This is a genomic window from Mycobacterium paraffinicum (assembly GCF_025822865.1).
GTDB classification, from domain to species: domain Bacteria; phylum Actinomycetota; class Actinomycetes; order Mycobacteriales; family Mycobacteriaceae; genus Mycobacterium; species Mycobacterium paraffinicum.
On the sequence record NZ_JACKUR010000017.1, the window covers coordinates 1 to 17,450 of the forward strand.

Sequence of the window (17,450 nt, forward strand, 5' to 3'; positions counted from 1 at the left end):
GACTCCTACCGCATCAAAGACCGCGACCTCGGGAGAGTCCCGGGCTCGACAACCGAAGAATGAACACCGAGGGGGTCAATTTTCAACCGACGAAACGGGGTCAATTTTCAGCCGCCGTTGACAGCCCCATCCCGGAACTCACGGTCATACTTCTTCCGTTTCTCTGACATCGCTACCCCTTATAGCTGATGCCTCTACGGTCTCGGGGGAACCTCATTACCCCGGTCCCCAGGCCAGACGATTGCCGTCCCATGGCCGGCTATGGCTTCCCCGGATCGCAAACGCGGCTCGCCGATCTAGTATCCGAGGCCGCAGCGACCGCGGAGAGACCGTTCGCGTTCTGGACGAGGTATGACGCGCCGCTCGGCTCGGTTGAGGGGGACCCGTTTGGTGGTCCAGTCGCTATGCGACTTGGGGTTGGTGGGTCGTGGTCCACTGTAGAGCGAACTCGGTGGGGGTGAGTTCGCCGTGGGCGGTGTGGGGTCTGTTGGCGTTGTAGTCACGGCGCCAGTCCTCGATGATCACGCGGGCTTCCAGGAGCGAGTCGAAGCGCCACGTGTTGAGCAGTTCATCGCGGATCCGGCCGTGGAACGACTCGACCCAGGCGTTCTGCCATGGCGAGCCGGGATCGATGAATAGTGAAGCGGTGCTGTTGAATCGGCAACAGTCGTTGATGGCGCGGGCCACGAACTCCGGACCGTTGTCGAAGCGCACATAGGTCGGCGCGCCGTGGGTGAGGGCCAGACGGTCCAAGACGGCAACGACGCCGTCAGCGTCGATGCGGCGATCAACCTCAATGGCGAGAGCTTCACGGGTGAACTCGTCGATCACGTTGAGCAGCTTGAGGGCGCGGCCGTCGCCGGTGGTATCGAACTGGAAGTCCATCGCCCACTGGCGATGTCAACTTGAAGTGGTCCCGGGGTGACGGCTCGAATTGGCTCCATGCGTGGGGTTGGTTGCTCGGGTTTTGTGGACCGGCAGACTCGGTGGTGTGGCGCAGTTGTTGATTGCGGTCAACCCGGATGAAGATTCCCGGCTGCCGTTTTTGTTGCGGATCCCCCAGCCCAGTGGTGACCTGTTGTGAAGCATCCCGATGCTCCTATGGTTGTCAAGCCGCTGTGGGAATTTCGTCTCGTTCGGTGTTTGTGCTGGTGAGGGCCTTGTAGACCTGTCGGGCAAGGTAGCGTTTGAGGCAGCGCAGGATGTCCTTGGGCGACAGTTGTTCTCGTGCGCGGCGATCACGGTAGGCCCGGGTCCGCGGACACGTGGCCAGGCGGGTGCAGGCGATCATGTGCAGGGCGCGATTGGCTTGCCGGTCGCCGCCGCGGGATAGCCGATGCTTTCGTGTCTTGCCGCTGGATGCCGGGATCGGCGCGACCCCGCACAGCGCGGCGAAAGCGGCCTCGGAGCCGATCCGGTCGGGTTTGTCGCCGGCGGTGACCAGTAGCTGGGCAGCGGTCTCGTAGCCGACGCCGTGGATGGCGAGCAGTTGCGGGCAGGCCGCTCGACGAGGGGTCGCAGCTGGACGTCATGGTCGGCGATCTCGGCGCTCAGGGCTTGGTGGCGCCGCGCCAGGCTACGCAGCGCGACGCGGACCGCGACCTGCGGGTCGCCAAAGTCGCCGGTGGGTCGCAGCCGCGCGCAGGCGGCCACGAGCGCAACCGGGGTGAGGCCGCGCATTCGGTCGCGCAGGTCGGCGGGTGCGGTGACCAGCAGTGCACGCAGCTCGTTCATCGCCGCGGTGCGGGCCTTAACCGCGCCCGCCCTGGTGGTGTGCAGGGCCCGGATGGCTTCGACGATGCCGGTGCCCAGTTTCGTTGTGACGATAGCTCTTTCGGACAAGACCGCCTCGGCGGCGGCGTAGGCATCAAGCGGGTCGGACTTGCCCTTGATACGGCGCTGGCGCCGGTCCGGCGGGTTCACCTCGACCGCCCGCACCCCCTCGGCGGTGAGGTGGCGGGCCAGGCCGGCGCCGTAGGCCCCAGTGCCCTCGACGCCAACCGCGAACAGCCGCCCAAACGAGCGCAACCAGGCCAGCAGCAGCGCGTAACCGGCGGCGGTGGCCGGGAACTCGGCGTCGTCGACGCGGATACCGTTGAGCAGCACCACCGCAGCGTGATGAGTATCGCCGTGGGTGTCCACCCCGCCGACGATGCGCCGCTTCTTGGGGTTTTTCCCCTTGCCTTGCTGTGTCATCCTGGAACCACGAGTGCGATCAGGTGATGGCCGCGTTGGACGCCGGGGTGGCGCACTTCGGCCGGCTCGACATCTTCTGTGCCAACGCGGGAATCGCTTCCGTGGCCTTCCGGCAGCTCACATCGAGGAGGAGCTGGCACAGTGGCGGGCCGCGGTCGGGGTAAACCCGACGGCGCTTATCACACCGCGTGGGCGGCCGTGCCGCATCTCTGTCCCGGCAGCGCGGGCGGTGCAATCGTGTTCACCAGCTCGACTTCCGGGCTGCAGGGTTCGGTGGTCTGAAAGGCGGCGGCCTGGGCTACGCCTCCAAGCAGGGCGTGTCGGGTTGATGCGGGCACTGGCGAACTCGTTGGTGCCCTTCGGGCAACACCGTTCATCCCACCGCGGTCCGCACGATGATGGCCGTCAATCCGGCGGTGACCGAGTTCCTGGAAAGCTCTCCGAAAACGGCGCGCACCCAACCTTGGGCCCATCTTCATGAACGCGCTGCCGGTTCTGATGACGGAGGCGGTCGACGTGAGCAACGCGGTGCTGTTCCTGGTTTCCGACCGAGGCGCGGCACGTGACGGGCTTGCAGTTCACCGTCGACGCGGGGGTGACCATCAGATGACGAGCAGCCCGGATCAGAGACGCGATCGCGACCCGCGGGCGTTCGCGGAGGTGATGACCGTCATGCGCCGACGGATGCCAGCCCGGCGATCGCCGATGGGCTCATCGACTTCGTGTTCGCGCAGGTGTGGGCGCGCCCAGGCCTGAGCCGGCGCGACCGGCGGTACGTCACCTGTTCGCGCCTTCGCCGAGACAACCCGTACTCCGGTGCGGGCATCCTCAACTTCGTGTTCGGTGAGATGTGGTTGCGGCCGGGGCAGGGGATGAAGGAACGGCGCCTGATCACATTGGCGTGCGTCGGATTTCAGGACGCCCAGTATCCGATCATGTCCCACGTCAACGCCGCACTGAAAAGCGGTGACGTCTCGTTTGACGAGATGGACGAGCTGGCCCTGCATTTCGCCGCGTATTACGGATGGGCCGAAGGCGTCCTACCTCAATCAGGTCATCGCCGAGCAAAAGCAACGCGTTCTCGACGAGGCGGGCTCGAACGCATCGGTGCTGCGGTGACGCTTCATGAGCGATCCTCGAGCACCGGAAGCAGCAACCGCGACGACGAGCGCACGGTGTTCAGGCTGGAGGTGCCGACGCTGGCATGCCGGAAGTTCATGATTGCCGGCGTCGAGGGGTTTTGGTCGTCGCTGGTGAGCGTCAGCCGAATGCGGTGGTCAGCCTTGAACCGGCGTGCGTTGGGAACCAACGGGATCCGATACTCGACATCCACTCCCGGGGGCACCGCTTGCGGGGTACGGCAGGGGAGCACCGGCGCACCGGGCCGGCTGGACGCGTCGTCGACCTCCCGCAGGCTGGCACGCAACCAGCCCGCGGTCACGTCGGTCGTTTTCCCGTCGGGCGCCACGTCCTGCAGCGTCGCGATCCACGCGGTGTCCATCGCCGTCGCCGAGGCCACCAGCCGCAGCTCGATATCGCCGACCACATCGACGTCCTGGCTCAGCGGCGCGCCGGTCCACACCAACAGCGACGGCGGATCGATCTCGCTGGCTTTGACGCGGCCCAGGCCCGACCCCAGCACCATGAATTCACGACCGCCCGGCTCGCCCTCGTCGGCGTCCAAACCGCCGTCAGCGCGCAGGGCCAGCTCGCGATGCAATGCCTTCGGCGGCCAGGAGTCGGCGGTTCGCCATTCGTCGGCGCCGGGCAAGAAGTAGCGGATCGGCGGTCCGTCGGTGATCCCGGTGTCGTGGCCCTTCAACCAATGGTCATACCAGGCCAATGCCTCGGTGTGCATGCTTTCCCATGGCCAGGTCAACCCGAACTCGCCTAGCATCCCCACCCGTACGCACGCGTTGTCGGGCAACGCTTTCCAGGTGGCGAAGGTCGATGGCAAGTGCAGCGGCACGTTCTGCCAGTCGCACCCCAAGTAGACCGGGATGTCGATTCCCTTGAGCAGTGGCAACAGGTTTCGTTCTTCCCACCACTCGTCGCGCGTCGGGTGCTTGACCGCCGCCTCTTGCCATAGTTCGTCCCACGGATGGGGATTGTGCCGCAGCCTGAGCAATTGGCGCAGCATGGTGACCGCCGCCTCGCCGTTCATGGTCTCGAACTTCTTATGGACGCCCGGCCTGTTGAGGACGCGCCGCGCCAACCCGACTGGCTTGCTGCGCCACAACTTGTCGCTGCGGTCAGAGGTCAGGCCCATCATGGCGAGAAACGGGGTGATGAACGACGAACTCAACAGCCCGTGGTGGTTGGCGCCCTCGTACAGGTCACTCGTCACCGCAAGGGGGAAAATCGCCTTGAGGTGTGGCGGCCGCTCGACGGCCGCCTCGAGTTGGGTCATCGCGAAATAACTGATGCCGATCATGCCGACGTTTCCGTCGCACCACGGCTGAGCCGCGGTCCACTCCACCAGGTCATGCACATCCTGGCGCTCCTGTGCGTCGAAGAAGTTGAACGTGCCCTCGGAGCCGCAGGTGCCGCGTAGGTTGGCGATGACGTGCACGTAGCCGCGTGGCACCCAGAAGTCCGATTTACCGGCCTCAATGAAACCCGCCGGGGCGCCGAGGTCCTGCATCTGCCGGGGATAGGGCGAGGCGGCCAACAGCGCCGGGAACCGGCCGTCGGCATCGGGTCGATGAACGTCGGCCAAAAGCATTGCGCCGTCCCGCATTCTGATCGCGGTGTTGATGTCCGTGCGCGATGCGTACCGCGGCTCGCTCAGGTTCCGGTATTCCCGGCCGGTGGTCTGCGGCCCATTGAGCATCGACATAGTTTCACGCTACGTTGAAACTAGTCTCAACGCAAGATGAAACTTCGGGTATGGTGGGACGGTGCCGCAGCGATCGATCACCCCAGGCCCGCGCGACGAGCGCGGCGTGCTGGCGGCGCGCATTCTGACCGCTGCCCGCGACGAATTCGCCGAACATGGGTGGGCCGGCACGCCCATCCGTGCCGTCGCCCGGACCGCGGACGTCGATCCGGCGCTGATCTATCACTATTTCGGCTCCAAGGAGGGTTTGCTCGATGCCGCCACCACGCCGCCGCAGAAGTGGCTCGATGCGGTGGCCGCGACGTGGGCGACGCCCAAGGCCGACCTCGGACGGCAATTGATCCGCACCGTGCTGGACACCTGGACCGATGAGGAAGTCGGGCCGATCCTGCGGGCGGTGGTGCTGACCGCCGCCCATGAAGACAAGACCCGAGACAAGCTGCGGCTGATCGTCGAACGCGGACTGATCGGCGGTTCCACGCTGGGCGCCGACGAGGACGAACGGCTTCGGCGCAGCGGCTTGATCGCCACCCAGCTGATCGGCTTCGCATTGTTGCGCTACGTCTGGAAGATGGAGCCGATCGCGTCGATGCCCGAGGACGAAGTGGTGGCGGCGATGGCGCCGAACCTGCAACGCTACGTCGAGGGCGACATCTCCTAGCAGATAACGCGACTCGGCGCCTCGAACCGCGACAATGACCAGATGCGTCACTTGCGCTCCGCGCTTGCGCTTGCGGTCGCGGTCTCCGGGATGGGGACCGCGCACGCGAGTCCCGATGTCCCGCCGGTAAGCGATGCGGCGCGCGCGGCGGGATTCGTCGACGTCCGCAGCGTCGTCTCCGACGCCGTCATCGACCTGCGCTACGCGACGACCAACAACTTCACGCACACACAGCTGTACCCCTCCGACGCCCGATGCCTGGTGCATCAATCGATGGCCCCCGGACTGGCGGCGGCCGCCACGGCGCTGCGCCCGCAGGGGCACCTGCTCGTGTTCTGGGACTGCTACCGGCCCCACGACGTCCAGGTCAAGATGTTCAACGTCGTGCCCAACCCGGCGTGGGTCGCCCGGCCCGGGCAGTATGCGCACAGCCACGAGTCGGGGCGTTCAGTGGACGTGACGTTGACGACGACTCAGCAGCCGTGCGCGTCCGGGCTGCACGCGGACGGGCTCTGCTTGGCCGACATGGGCACCGACTTCGATGATTTCTCTTCGCGCGCAAACGCTTTCGCAACGCAGGGAGTCGGTACCGACGCCCAGGCGAACCGGGCGGCGCTGCGGGACGCGATGAAGTACGGCGGGCTCGCTCCGTACTCCGGCGAGTGGTGGCATTTCGATGGTCCCGGCGCCGCGGTCGACCGCCCGATCCTCAACGTTCCGGTGGATTGATCTCATATAGTGAGATACAAGTTTCATATTATGGATTAGCCGCTTACGCTACAGGCATGACGGACGAACGCGGGGCCACCTACACGCATGGCCACCATGAGTCGGTGCTTCGCAGTCACCAGCGGCGCACCGCGGAGGACTCGGCGGCGTACCTGCTGCCCCACCTGAAGTCCGGCTCGTCGGTGCTGGATATCGGATGCGGGCCCGGGACGATCACCGCTGATTTGGCCGCCCGCGTCGCGCCGGGACAGGTGACGGCCGTCGACCAGTCGGCCGACGTGCTTGGCGTCGCCCGCACCGAGGTCCAGCAGCGTGGCCTGTCGAACGTGTCGTTCGTGACCGCCGACGTGCACCGGCTCGACTTTCCGGACGGCGCATTCGACATCGTGCACGCGCACCAGGTGCTGCAACACGTCGCCGACCCGGTAGGGGCACTGCGAGAGATGAAACGGGTGTGCGCACCCGGCGGCGTCGTGGCGGCCCGGGACGCCGACTACGCGGGATTCATCTGGTTCCCGCAGTTGCCGGCGCTGGAGCTGTGGCGAGAGCTGTACCAGCGGGCCGCTCGTGCGAACCGCGGCGAACCCGAGGCGGGGCGGCGGTTGCTGTCCTGGGCCCAGCGGGCGGGCTTCGCCGACGTGACGCCGACGGGCAGCGTGTGGTGCTACGCGACGCCGGCGACGCGCGAATGGTGGGGAGGCATGTGGGCCGACCGGATACTGCACTCGCGGGTCGCGCGAGACCTGCTGGATCTGGGTCTGGCCACGACGGCGCAACTCGACGAGATCTCCGCGGCGTGGCGCGCATGGGCCGCGGCGCCGGATGGCTGGCTGTCGATCCCACACGGCGAAATTCTCTGCCGCTCATAGGCGGAACAAAGCCCGATCGGGGCCGGAACACCGCCGAGCTGCGCTTGTTTCCCCAGCTCAGGTATGTGGTATTGGCATTCTCTTTTTTTGCAAGTACGTTATTCATCGATGGATAACGCTGCTCAGACACCATCCGGCATTCCGCTTGCGCCGGTGTACGGCCCGGGGGACGTTAACGCGTCGCCTCCGGCGCCCGGGGAGTTTCCGTTCACCCGGGGCAACTTCGCCTCCGGCTACCGCGGCAAGCTCTGGACCTTCAGGCAGTACTCGGGATTCGGCACCGCCGAGGAATCCAACCGCCGGTACCGCTACCTCCTGGAGCAAGGCGGGACCGGGCTGTCGGTCGCACTGGACCTGCCGACCCAATGCGGATACGACTCCGACGATCCCGAGTTCGGCGAGGAGGTCGGCCGGGTCGGCGTCGCGGTGGACACCCTGGCCGACTTCGAGATCCTGTTCGACGGGATTCCGTTGGACAAGCTCAGCACGAGCATGACGATCAACGGGACGGCGGCGATCCTGCTGGCGTTTTACGTCGCCGCGGCCGAGAAAAAAGGCATACCGCGGGCGAAACTCACCGGGACCATCCAGAACGACATCCTCAAGGAGTACGCGTCTCGCGGCACCTGGATTTGGCCGCCGGAACCGTCGCTGCGGCTGATTGCCGACACCATAGAATTCTGCGCGGCCGAGGTGCCCCGATTCAACGCGATCTCGGTGGCGGGCGCACACTTTCGCGACGCCGGGGCCAACGCGGTGCAAGAGATGGCGTTCACCTTGGCCGACGGGGTGACCTACTGCGACACCGTGGTGGAACGCGGCCGGATGACCATCGACCAGTTCGCACCGCAGATCTCGTTCTTCTTCTACACCCACGGCGACTTCTTCGAGGAGATCGCCAAATACCGTGCGGGGCGGCGGCGTTGGGCAACGATCGTGCAGGACCGTTACGGGGCGACGACGGCCAAGGCGGCGATGTTCCGCTTCGGCTGCGTCTGTGGTGGCGCATCGCTGTACGCGCCGCAGGCCCACAACAACATCGTTCGGGTGGCCTACGAGGCGATGGCCGCGGTGCTGGGCGGGGTCCAGTCGATGTTCACCGCGGCCTGGGACGAGCCGTTCGCCCTGCCCACCGAGGAAACCACGACACTGGCGCTGCGCACCCAGCAGATCCTGGCCCACGAGACCGGCGTGGCCAGCGTCGCGGACCCGCTCGGAGGCTCCTACTTTGTCGAGGCGCTGACCGACGCCACCGAGGCCCGCATCATCGAAATCATGGATGACCTGGAGCGGCACGGCGGAATGGTCCATGCCATCGAGGACGGCTACCTGCAGGGCCTGATCGCCGACGAGGCCTACCGGGTGCATCAGGACATCGAGTCCGGTGCCCGGCCCGTCGTCGGGGTCAACCGGTTCGTCACCGAGGAGCCCGAACCGGATGTCGTGACGTATGAACTGGACGCCGAGGGCCGCGATCTCCAGCTCAAGCGGCTCTCGAAGGTGAAGGCCGAAAGGGATTCGGCCGCCGTCAAATCCAGTCTCGCGGCACTATCGCGGGCCGCCGAAGGAGACGACAATCTGATGCACAGGCTGGTCGACTGCGCCAACGCATACTGCACGGTCGGTGAAATGGTCTCCGCGCTCAAGGCGGTGTGGGGCGAATTCCAGCAACCGGTGGTGTTTTAGTGGCCGCCCGGATTCTGGTCGCCAAGCCGGGCCTGGACGGACACGACCGCGGCGCCAAGATCGTCGCCCGCACGCTGCGCGATGCCGGCTTCGAGGTGATCTACACCGGCATCCGGCAGCGCATCGAGGACATCGCTTCGATCGCCGTCCAGGAGGACGTGGCGGTCGTCGGGCTGAGCATCCTGTCCGGTGCTCACCTGGCGCTCACCGCGCGCACCATCGAGGCACTGCGTGCCGCCGACGCCGCGGACATCGCGGTCGTGGTCGGGGGAACGATCCCGCACGCCGACGTGCCCAAGCTGCTCGCCACCGGTGCTGCCGCGGTATTCCCCACCGGGACATCGCTCGACGTCCTCGTGCGTGAGATCCGCGCATTGACCGGCACCCCCGAACCCGTTGTGGAGGACCAGTGCGCGTCGGAGTAATGATCGGCGCCGAGCGTGGCGACATGGCCCGCAAGGTGGACAAGCTGGCCTCGGACATCGAATGGGCCGAATCCGCGGGCCTGGACACCGCGTGGATGCCGCAGGTGCCCGACGACTTCGACTGCCTGACCATGGCGTCGCTGATGGCGGCGCACAGCTCGCGCATCGAGCTGGGCACCGCGGTGGTGCCGCTGCAGGCCCAGCATCCGATCGCCCTTGCCCGCCAAGCGCTCTCGACGCACGCCGTGGCCGGCGGGCGGCTGGCGTTGGGTGTCGGACCGTCGCACCACTGGATCATCCGGGACATGCTCGGCCTGCCGTATGAGAAGCCGGCCGCCTACACCCGCGACTACCTGCAGGTGCTCAACGCCGCGATCGCCGGACCGGGACCGGTTGACGTCGAGAATGATTCGTTCACGGTGCACAATCCGCTGGCGATCGGGGCCGATACCCCGATGCCGGTTCTGGTCGCCGCGTTGGGGCCGGTGATGCTGCAGATCGCCGGTGAACTCGCCGACGGCACCGTGTTGTGGATGGCCGACGAGCGGGCCATCGGTGACCACATCGCACCCAAGATCACCAAGGCCGCCGCGGATGCCGGGCGGTGCGCGCCGCGAATCGTCGCGGGCATCCCGGTATGCCTTTGTGCGCCGGGGCAAGTCGACGAAGCCAAGGAGCGGGCCAACCGCATCTTGGGCGAGGCCGAGGTGTCGCCCAACTACCAGCGCCTGCTCGAACGTGGCGACGCCCGCGATGTCGGGGATCTGTGCGCGGCCGGCGACCCGGAGGCAATCCTCGCCCGGATGCGCCGTTTCGCCGATGCCGGCGTCACCGATCTGTCCGTGCGGCTGCTGCCCATCGGCGACAACCGTGACGAGCTTGTCGCCTCCAAGCGGCGGACACGCGAGATGATCGCCTCGCTCGCAACGGAATTGCGTTGACGCCGGCATCCGCCGGACCGCTCGAGGGGATACGCATCCTCGAGGTCGGTACCATGCTGGCGGGCCCGTACGCCACGATGTTGCTCGCCGACCTGGGCGCCGACGTCACCAAGATCGAGCCGCGCGGCGGGGAGATCTCGCGTGGGGTAGGGCCCAGCTACTTCGCCAGCCTCAACCGCAACAAAACCAGCATCTGTCTGGACCTCAACTCCGAAGCGGGACAGCAACGGCTGGGTGAGCTGCTAGTGGAATCCCATGCGCTGCTGGTGAACCTGAAGCCGTCGGCGATCCGCCGGCTGGGCCTGACCTACGAGCAGCTGCGCCGGCACAACGAGCGGATCGTCTGCGTGGCCATCACCGGCTTCGGCCTGCACGGCGGCGACGATCCCGCCTTCGACTACGTGGTGCAGGCGGGCTTCGGGATCGCCGCGCTGACCGGTGACCCGGATGGCCCGCCGACGCTGCCCGGCTACTCCTCGGCCGACAACTCCACCGGAATGTGTGCGGCCCTGGGACTGTTGGCCAAAATCATCTCCGGCACCGGCGGGCAGGTGGACGTCTCGCTGCGCGACGTCATGCTGTCGCAGCTCAATTATCACGCCTCCGCCTACCTCAACGAGGGCGTCGAACCACAGCGAAGGCCCCACGGCGCCCATTCGTATTATGTTCCGGCGCAACTCTTTCCGACCGCCGACGGGTATTTGGCGCTGTTCATCACGCATGACGGCTTCTGGAAATCGTTCGCGACCGAGGCGGGTATCGGCGGCTTCGAGACGATGGCCGAACGGGTGTCTCGCCGTGACGAGGTGCTCGCGGTGGTCACCGCGATGCTGGCGACCGACACCGCCGCCGATTGGGAACGTAGGCTGCGTCCATTGGGCGTGCCGGCAGCTGCGGTCAGGACGCTGCCCGAGGCGCTAGAAGCGACCCCCGAAATCGTTGTGACTGCAGGCGATTTCCGCCTCGTCGGGAGTCCGATCCACGTTTCGGGTTACGAGCCCGAGTACCGACCGCCGCCGAGCTGAGCGAATAGGCCGCTGCGGAGCCTGCCGGAAGCGACTACGCGTTGACCGGGCCCGTGAGGTGCGCCTCGGCGACTCTGGTTACGACGAGTCACCGGCGGGCACCACCGCCGACACCACCAGCTGCAGATACGGGCGGTATAGATTTACTCCGTCGAGTTGGCTGCCGAGGGTGACGCCGTCGTTGACGGCAAGGATGACGCGGGCCAGCGCATCGGCCGGCATCGTGAGTGACGCCCCCAGTCTGGCAACGTTCTTGGCGATGAAATCGGCCAGCGAGCGGACGGTCTCCAATCGCTGTGTGGCGAGCCTGTCGCGGGCTTCCGGGCTCCGCAACAAGAACAACGTGAGTTCGTAGTTGAGCGCGGCACGGTTCGGGTCGTTGCTGGCTTGGCCCCACCGCTCGGCGAGTTCGTCGATATCGACGTCGCCGAGCCGATGGAAGGACTGGATGACTTCGGTGAAGCCGTCGAGGAACCGCTGCCGTTGACGGTCAGTTACCGCTAGGAACAACTCTTCCTTGGCGCCGAAGTGGGAGTAGATCGCGCCGCGCGTGTATCCGGCCGCGTCGGCGATGTCCTCGAGCGCGGCGCCGCTCAGGCCCTTGCGCGCGAAGATCTCCTCCGCGGCATCCAATAGCAGGCCGCGGGTGTGTTCGAGGCGTCGTTCCCTCGTCCACCGTTCCGCCACCCGCTCATCCTCCCACACCGCAGCACGCCTGCGGCCCTTTCATGCCGCGCGATCTACCTAAAAGATTTGTTGCGCAACAGTATTGACCGCTCATCCACGATCCGGAACACCCTTCTACCGCCGCGACGTTTCGATCAAGCGGCCGCGGGCGCGAGCCCCGTCGTGTGACATGAGCCACTTTAATACACTCTTGTATATCTAATACAGCGATGTATATGGTGACACCCGTCACAGGATGCTGCAGCCCGCTCGCGTCCGACTGTCGCCACGATGAGGAGATCGGCATGAGCCAAGTGACACGACCGGGGCAGTGGGTGGAGCGGGACGCAGCTGTGGGGCTCGACCAACACGACCTCGAAGCCTTCAACATGTCCATCTCGACCGACCGCTACACGTCGCGCGACTACGCCAAGGAGGAGCACGAACGCATCTGGATGCGGGTATGGCAGATCGCCGGGCGAGTCGACGAGCTTCCCAACGCGGGTGACTGGAAGCAATATCGGATCCTCAACCAATCGTTCGTGATCGTCCGCGGCAAGGACGAGAAACTGCGCGGATTTGTCAACGCCTGTCGTCATCGCGGAAACATCCTGTGCAACGCCGCCGCCGGGAACGCCAAGCGCGGGTTCCTGTGCCAGTACCACCTTTGGTCATACGACTTGGACGGCAAGCTGCGCGGGATGCTGCGAGAGAACCTCGCCGGCCCGATCGACAAGAACGAAAACTCCCTCCTGGAAGTGCCGGTCGACACCTTCGGTGGATTCATCTTCGTCAACCCGGACCCAAATGCTCAGCCGCTCAGCGACTTCCTCGGCCCCGACGTCATTGAACTGCTCACCCCATACCACCTCGACGACATGGTCACCGTGATGAATGTCCGAGAGCCCCTGGAGTGCAACTGGAAGGTCGTCATGGACGCCTTCGAAGAGGGCTACCACATCAACGGCATCCACCCGCAACTCCTCACCGTGCTCGTGATCGATCCGACGACAGCCCGATACCGTTTCTTCGAAAACCACAGCGTCGCGGTTGCTCCGTTCGAAGTGAAGGGTGCCAGTGCAGAGAAGCAGATCGAGGGCATTCTGAACCTTCCTGACACGTTCCCCTCGACCGTCGCGGTCATCCCGCGCTTCCAGGAGCTCGTCGCCGAATACCGCGCGCCGGACGGCTCGGTCGAGTTTCCTGAGGGCGTCACCGCGCGCAAGCTGCTTCAGCGTGCGACCCGCGACACCCTGACCGGCATGGGGCTCGACGTCAGTGGCCTCACCGACGACCAGATGAGCGACAACCAGGGCTGGGTGCTGTTTCCCAACTACTTCATGACGATCCGCGCCGGCGAATGCCACGTCATCATGGCGGTGCCCCATCCCGACGGCGACCCGAACCGGTGCATCTGGCACGTCAGCAGCTACATGTACCTGCCGCAGGAACACCGCGACGCCTTCAGGGTCCCGCTGACCGAAGTCGACGAGCCCGGCAGCTACAAGTACTTCGAAGCGTTGCAACAGGATTACGAGCAGATGCCTCGACAGCAACTCGGACTGCGCAACAGCAGACTCGACCACATGTCGCTGGTCAAAGAGGAAGTCGTCATCGGCCACTACCACTCCGTGGTGGATCGCTACATGGCCAATGGTGCGGTGAACCGGGAGGAAGTCCAATGAATATCGACGAACGCATCGCCCACCACCACCGGATGGCCGAGGCTTACCGTGACGCCTACCTGCGCCAGGGAGTCCAGGACGGCGAAGCGTTCGCCGATGCTTGGAAATTCGCCGACGACGGCATCTACGTATCGCCGTATTTCACCGGCGATCAGGTGTTCAAGTTCAGTGAGTTCCCCGAGGACACCGCACGCGCGTCGACGATGGAGGCCAAGGCGTACTCGCTGACCTTCCCGGACTGGAAACCCGCCGACTTCAAATACTGGCCGGCCGAAAACGGTGTGGTGATGAAGACCCGATGGGAGGGCCACACCAAGGACGGCGTCCGGATGGGCTTCTACTCATACAGCTTCATCGAGACCAACGAGGCGGGGGAGTTGACGCGCTGGGAGACCCACGTCAATGACGAGTACAACGCCTTCTTGGACGTCGCCATCGGAGTGCATGGTCCGTTCCACGGCACCGGGGAGTACGTCGAGGCGCTGGAACGTTGCCTGGCGAAGGCCGGGGTGTCGGTGTGAAGGTGCCGCTCAGGGTCGAGGACGTCATCGGCGCGCACACCGGTCGACCTCGCGCGGTACTGCAGTACTGCAACATCACGAAACGTCTTGTCGACGAGGCGAAGAAGCCGGGCTTCTCGGCAGACAGTTGGGGGCCGCTGGCCGAACTGGTCGCCGTCGGCGAGTTCGAACGAGTCGGCGCCTTCAAAGAGGTGATGAAGTGGCCCGATTATGTCGAATTCCTCACCAACTGGGCGACGTCATCGAAGTGGGAGTGCTCGTTCAAACGCATCACGGAGTCCGGCGGCCGGGTGTTCCTCGAGCTGGAGGAGCGCAGCGAAGTAGGCGATTTCAGCAGCGTGGTCAATTCGCTGTCGGTATACGAGTTCACCGACGATGACAGGATCCGGCACATCGACCTCTACCTGCAGATGACGCCGCCGCAACCGGAGATGTTCAAAAGCTTTGAGGGAGTGGAACTGCCGCGGTGAAGGCCGACGAGATCGACAAGAGGGACTTCTTCACCGACAAGAGGTGCTGGCCGATCCGTACGACTATCTCGCCGCGATGCGCGAGGATTGTCCGCTGCGACGCGAGCAACACCACGACGTGGTGATGGTTACCGGATACGACGAGGGCGTCGCGATCTACAACGACACCAAGAGGTTCTCGTCATGCATCTCGGTGACGGGCCCGTTCCCCGGGTTCCACGTAGCGCTGGACGACCGGGGTGACGACGACATCAGCGAGCTGATCGCGGCGCGGCGTGGCGAATTGCCGTTCAATGACCAGTTGCCCACCTTCGATCCGCCGGTGCACACGGCGCACCGCGCGTTGCTGTCCCGGATGATCACCCCCAAGCGGCTCAAGGAAAACGAAGAGTTCATGTGGCGCCTCGCCGACCGGCAGCTGGACGTCGCTCTGAGCGGCGAACGGTGCGAATTCATCGGGGATTTCGCCTCTCCCTTCGCGATGCTGGTGATCGCGGACTTGCTGGGTGTTCCCGAGTCGGATCACGAGGAATTCCGTGCCGCGCTGCTCAGCGAAGCGGGCACGATCGGTAGCAGCGAGGGCGACACCATGCGTCATTCACCGCTGGAATACCTCTATGGCAAGTTCACCGCCTACATCGACGACAGGCGGCGAAATCCGCGCGGTGACGTGCTGACCGGAGTCGCATCCGCCACCTTCCCGGACGGCAGCACGCCGGAAGTGATAGACGCGGTGCGCGTAGCGGCCAATCTGTTCGCGGCCGGGCAGGAAACGACGGTGCGCCTGCTCAGCGCCGCAGTGATGATGATCGCCGAAAACCCGCAACTGCAAGACAAGTTACGCGCCGACCGCGAACTCGTTCCCGATTTCATCGAGGAGGCCTTGCGCTACGAGAGTCCGGTCCGCGGTGACTTTCGTTTGTCCAAGTGCCCGGTGGCTGTCGGCGGGGTCGACCTTCCGGCAGGCACCACCGTGATGCTCGTCAATGCGGCGCTCAATCGTGATCCTCGCAAATTCCCCGAGCCCGATGTGTTCGACATCCACCGTCCTAACGCGCGCAGTCATGTCGCGTTCGGCCGCGGTCCGCATGCCTGTCCCGGGAGCGCCGCTGGCACGCACCGAGGCACGGGTCAGTCTGGAGCGAATGCTCGCCCGCACCAAGCACATTTGCATCGACGAGGAAAAGCACGGCCCTCCCGGCGACCGCCGGTACCGATACTTGCCCACCTTTATATTGCGGGGGCTCACCCGGCTACACATCCGATTCGAGTAGTGCGATGCCGTTTCAGGGGACAACCGCAATCGTGACCGGTGGGGCTATGGGACTGGGCTTGGCCATCACGGAGGCACTCGCCGCGCGCGGCACCAAAGTTGCGATGTTCGACGTCGCCGCCGAGTGGGTGCAGACGCAAGCGGCTCGGCTGAATCGAGACGGCGCCGACGTCCGGGGTTACGTCGTCGACGTGTCCGACCGCGCGCAGGTCGAGTCCGCGGTGTCCAAGGTCCGCACCGAGCTTGGGCCGGTGCTGATCCTGGTGAACAACGCCGGCATTGAGCAATTCGGCAAGTTCGCGGAGATCTCGGACGAGCAGTGGGATCGCGTCATGGCGGTGAACCTGCGTGGCCCGTTCGTCTGCACACAGGTGGTGCTGCCCGACATGCTCGACGCTCGATGGGGTCGCATCGTCAACATCTCGTCGTCCAGCGCCCAAGGCGGTCAGGCCCGGATGGCTGCGTACGTCAGCTCCAAGGCCGGTGTGATCGGGCTGACGAAGAGTTTGGCCTTGGAACTAGGCCCGAAGGGCATCACCGTCAACACGATTCCGCCCGGGATGGTGGTGACGCCGATGCTCGAGAAGGCGATCGCCGAGGGTAGGTTCACCGCTAGCCTGGAGCACTTCGCGAGCATCACGCCAGTGCGGCGGGCCGGCCGGCCGGAGGATATCGCCAACGCGGCGGTATTCCTCTGTCAAGACGAATCGTCTTACATCACCGGACAAGTCATCGGCGTCAACGGAGGGCGGAGAACATGACCGACGAGGACAGCGGCATGCGGCAAACGCTGACCCCCCTGGCCGCCGACCAGTGGGGGGATGCCGAGTATGCGGCTTTCGGTGTGCTGCTGGGCATTCCGGGGGACAGGGTTCCGCGCGCCGGGTCGGGTCACGCCATGGACCCGTTGAAATTCGACATCATCGGGCTGCTCGCCCGCCATCCCGCGATGGCCCAAGCCTTCCTGACCTTCAACGGCTTCCTGTTGCGGCGCGGTGAGCTGTCGCCGCGCCTACGTGAGTTGGCGATCCTTCGTGTCGCGAACAATCGCCGCTCGGCCTTCTTCTGGGGCGAGCACGCCAGACTCGCCATCGACAACGGTGTCCCGGAGGAGGACATCGCGAGACTCGCCGCAGGCAACGCGGGGTTCGCCGGCGCCGACTTGCTTGTCCTGCAAGCGACCGACGAAATGCTCGCCGACGGCCGTGTTGACAGCGGGACATGGGAGCGGCTGGTCGCCACACTCGATACCCACGCCGCAATGGAATTGATCTTCGTCGTCGGCACATACACCATGTTGGCCATGGCCTTCCAGACCTGGGGCCTCGCACCCCCACCTGGCAGCGCGCCGCTGCCCTGAACGAAAAACGCCGCCACCGCGCGAGTGTGCAGCTAGCCGCACACTCGGTGCCGAATGTGAATCGAGCCGCGCGCTCGCGTCACCTGCGCGTGCGAAGCCGCCCC

General features: G+C 65.5%; 15 protein-coding genes and 4 pseudogenes. 14 read left to right on the forward strand and 5 right to left on the reverse strand.

Going from position 1 to position 17,450, the window contains the following annotated elements:
- Nucleotides 1–402: 402 nt before the first annotated feature.
- The 3 genes and pseudogenes from H7J89_RS07800 to H7J89_RS07810 all read right to left on the reverse strand — a co-directional run.
- Nucleotides 403–891, reverse strand: a pseudogene (locus tag H7J89_RS07800) (integrase core domain-containing protein); the annotation flags it as partial.
- Nucleotides 892–1,108: 217 nt separating this feature from the next.
- Nucleotides 1,109–1,489, reverse strand: coding sequence for a transposase (locus H7J89_RS07805; protein WP_308205109.1), 381 nt, complete (start codon nt 1,487–1,489; stop codon nt 1,109–1,111).
- Nucleotides 1,490–1,767: 278 nt separating this feature from the next.
- Nucleotides 1,768–2,196, reverse strand: a pseudogene (locus tag H7J89_RS07810) (IS110 family transposase); the annotation flags it as partial.
- A gap of 606 nt (nt 2,197–2,802) precedes the next feature.
- On the opposite strand from H7J89_RS07810, the pseudogene H7J89_RS07815 reads away from it, so the two are divergent.
- Nucleotides 2,803–3,315, forward strand: a pseudogene (locus tag H7J89_RS07815) (carboxymuconolactone decarboxylase family protein).
- Nucleotides 3,316–3,319: 4 nt separating this feature from the next.
- On the opposite strand, the gene H7J89_RS07820 reads toward H7J89_RS07815, so the two are convergent.
- Nucleotides 3,320–5,035 (reverse strand): CocE/NonD family hydrolase, encoded by a 1,716-nt coding sequence (locus H7J89_RS07820; RefSeq protein WP_264040379.1) that lies wholly within the window; start codon nt 5,033–5,035, stop codon nt 3,320–3,322.
- A 61-nt stretch (nt 5,036–5,096) separates the two neighbouring features.
- Here H7J89_RS07820 and H7J89_RS07825 point away from each other — a divergent pair, with 61 nt between their 5' ends.
- The 7 genes from H7J89_RS07825 (at nt 5,097) to H7J89_RS07855 (ending at nt 11,371) form a co-directional block, all read left to right on the forward strand.
- Nucleotides 5,097–5,696: a TetR/AcrR family transcriptional regulator gene (locus H7J89_RS07825; RefSeq protein ID WP_264040387.1), complete on the forward strand. Its 600-nt coding sequence runs from the start codon at nt 5,097–5,099 to the stop codon at nt 5,694–5,696.
- 90 nt (nt 5,697–5,786) lie between these two features.
- Nucleotides 5,787–6,425 carry a M15 family metallopeptidase gene (locus H7J89_RS07830; protein ID WP_264040842.1) on the forward strand — a complete coding sequence of 213 codons (639 nt, stop codon included), beginning with the start codon at nt 5,787–5,789 and terminating at the stop codon, nt 6,423–6,425.
- A 56-nt stretch (nt 6,426–6,481) separates the two neighbouring features.
- On the forward strand, nt 6,482–7,294 hold the full coding sequence (locus tag H7J89_RS07835) for a class I SAM-dependent methyltransferase (RefSeq protein WP_264040396.1): 813 nt from the start codon (nt 6,482–6,484) through the stop codon (nt 7,292–7,294).
- A 108-nt stretch (nt 7,295–7,402) separates the two neighbouring features.
- Complete coding sequence (locus H7J89_RS07840) at nt 7,403–8,980, forward strand: methylmalonyl-CoA mutase family protein (RefSeq protein ID WP_264040403.1); 1,578 nt, start codon at nt 7,403–7,405, stop codon at nt 8,978–8,980.
- Nucleotides 8,980–9,405, forward strand: coding sequence for a cobalamin-dependent protein (locus tag H7J89_RS07845; protein WP_264040423.1), 426 nt, complete (start codon nt 8,980–8,982; stop codon nt 9,403–9,405). The genes H7J89_RS07840 and H7J89_RS07845 overlap by 1 nt, the downstream gene beginning before the upstream one ends.
- Nucleotides 9,390–10,346, forward strand: a complete 957-nt coding sequence (locus H7J89_RS07850; protein WP_264040431.1) for an LLM class F420-dependent oxidoreductase — start codon at nt 9,390–9,392, stop codon at nt 10,344–10,346. Before H7J89_RS07845 ends, H7J89_RS07850 begins: the two co-directional genes overlap by 16 nt.
- Complete coding sequence (locus H7J89_RS07855; RefSeq protein WP_264040440.1) at nt 10,343–11,371, forward strand: CaiB/BaiF CoA transferase family protein; 1,029 nt, start codon at nt 10,343–10,345, stop codon at nt 11,369–11,371. The genes H7J89_RS07850 and H7J89_RS07855 overlap by 4 nt, the downstream gene beginning before the upstream one ends.
- Nucleotides 11,372–11,449: 78 nt before the next feature.
- Here H7J89_RS07855 and H7J89_RS07860 read toward each other — a convergent pair whose 3' ends face one another.
- Nucleotides 11,450–12,058, reverse strand: a complete 609-nt coding sequence (locus H7J89_RS07860; RefSeq protein WP_264040446.1) for a TetR/AcrR family transcriptional regulator — start codon at nt 12,056–12,058, stop codon at nt 11,450–11,452.
- 284 nt (nt 12,059–12,342) lie between these two features.
- Between H7J89_RS07860 and H7J89_RS07865 the strand changes: the two genes are divergently transcribed.
- From H7J89_RS07865 to H7J89_RS07890, 6 genes and pseudogenes are all read left to right on the forward strand, one after another.
- Entirely contained in the window at nt 12,343–13,722 is a 1,380-nt protein-coding gene (locus H7J89_RS07865; protein WP_264040456.1) for an aromatic ring-hydroxylating oxygenase subunit alpha, read from the forward strand.
- The gene (locus H7J89_RS07870) at nt 13,719–14,243 is read left to right on the forward strand and encodes a hypothetical protein (protein WP_264040465.1); all 525 of its coding nucleotides are present in this window, start codon (nt 13,719–13,721) and stop codon (nt 14,241–14,243) included. Before H7J89_RS07865 ends, H7J89_RS07870 begins: the two co-directional genes overlap by 4 nt.
- Nucleotides 14,244–14,245: 2 nt before the next feature.
- Entirely contained in the window at nt 14,246–14,713 is a 468-nt protein-coding gene (locus H7J89_RS07875) for a hypothetical protein (RefSeq protein WP_372513738.1), read from the forward strand.
- Nucleotides 14,710–15,987, forward strand: a pseudogene (locus tag H7J89_RS07880) (cytochrome P450). The gene H7J89_RS07875 and the pseudogene H7J89_RS07880 overlap by 4 nt, the downstream one beginning before the upstream one ends.
- Nucleotides 15,988–15,991: 4 nt before the next feature.
- Nucleotides 15,992–16,747, forward strand: a complete 756-nt coding sequence (locus tag H7J89_RS07885) for an SDR family NAD(P)-dependent oxidoreductase (protein WP_264040481.1) — start codon at nt 15,992–15,994, stop codon at nt 16,745–16,747.
- On the forward strand, nt 16,744–17,346 hold the full coding sequence (locus H7J89_RS07890) for a carboxymuconolactone decarboxylase family protein (protein ID WP_264040498.1): 603 nt from the start codon (nt 16,744–16,746) through the stop codon (nt 17,344–17,346). The genes H7J89_RS07885 and H7J89_RS07890 overlap by 4 nt, the downstream gene beginning before the upstream one ends.
- Nucleotides 17,347–17,450 lie beyond the last annotated feature (104 nt).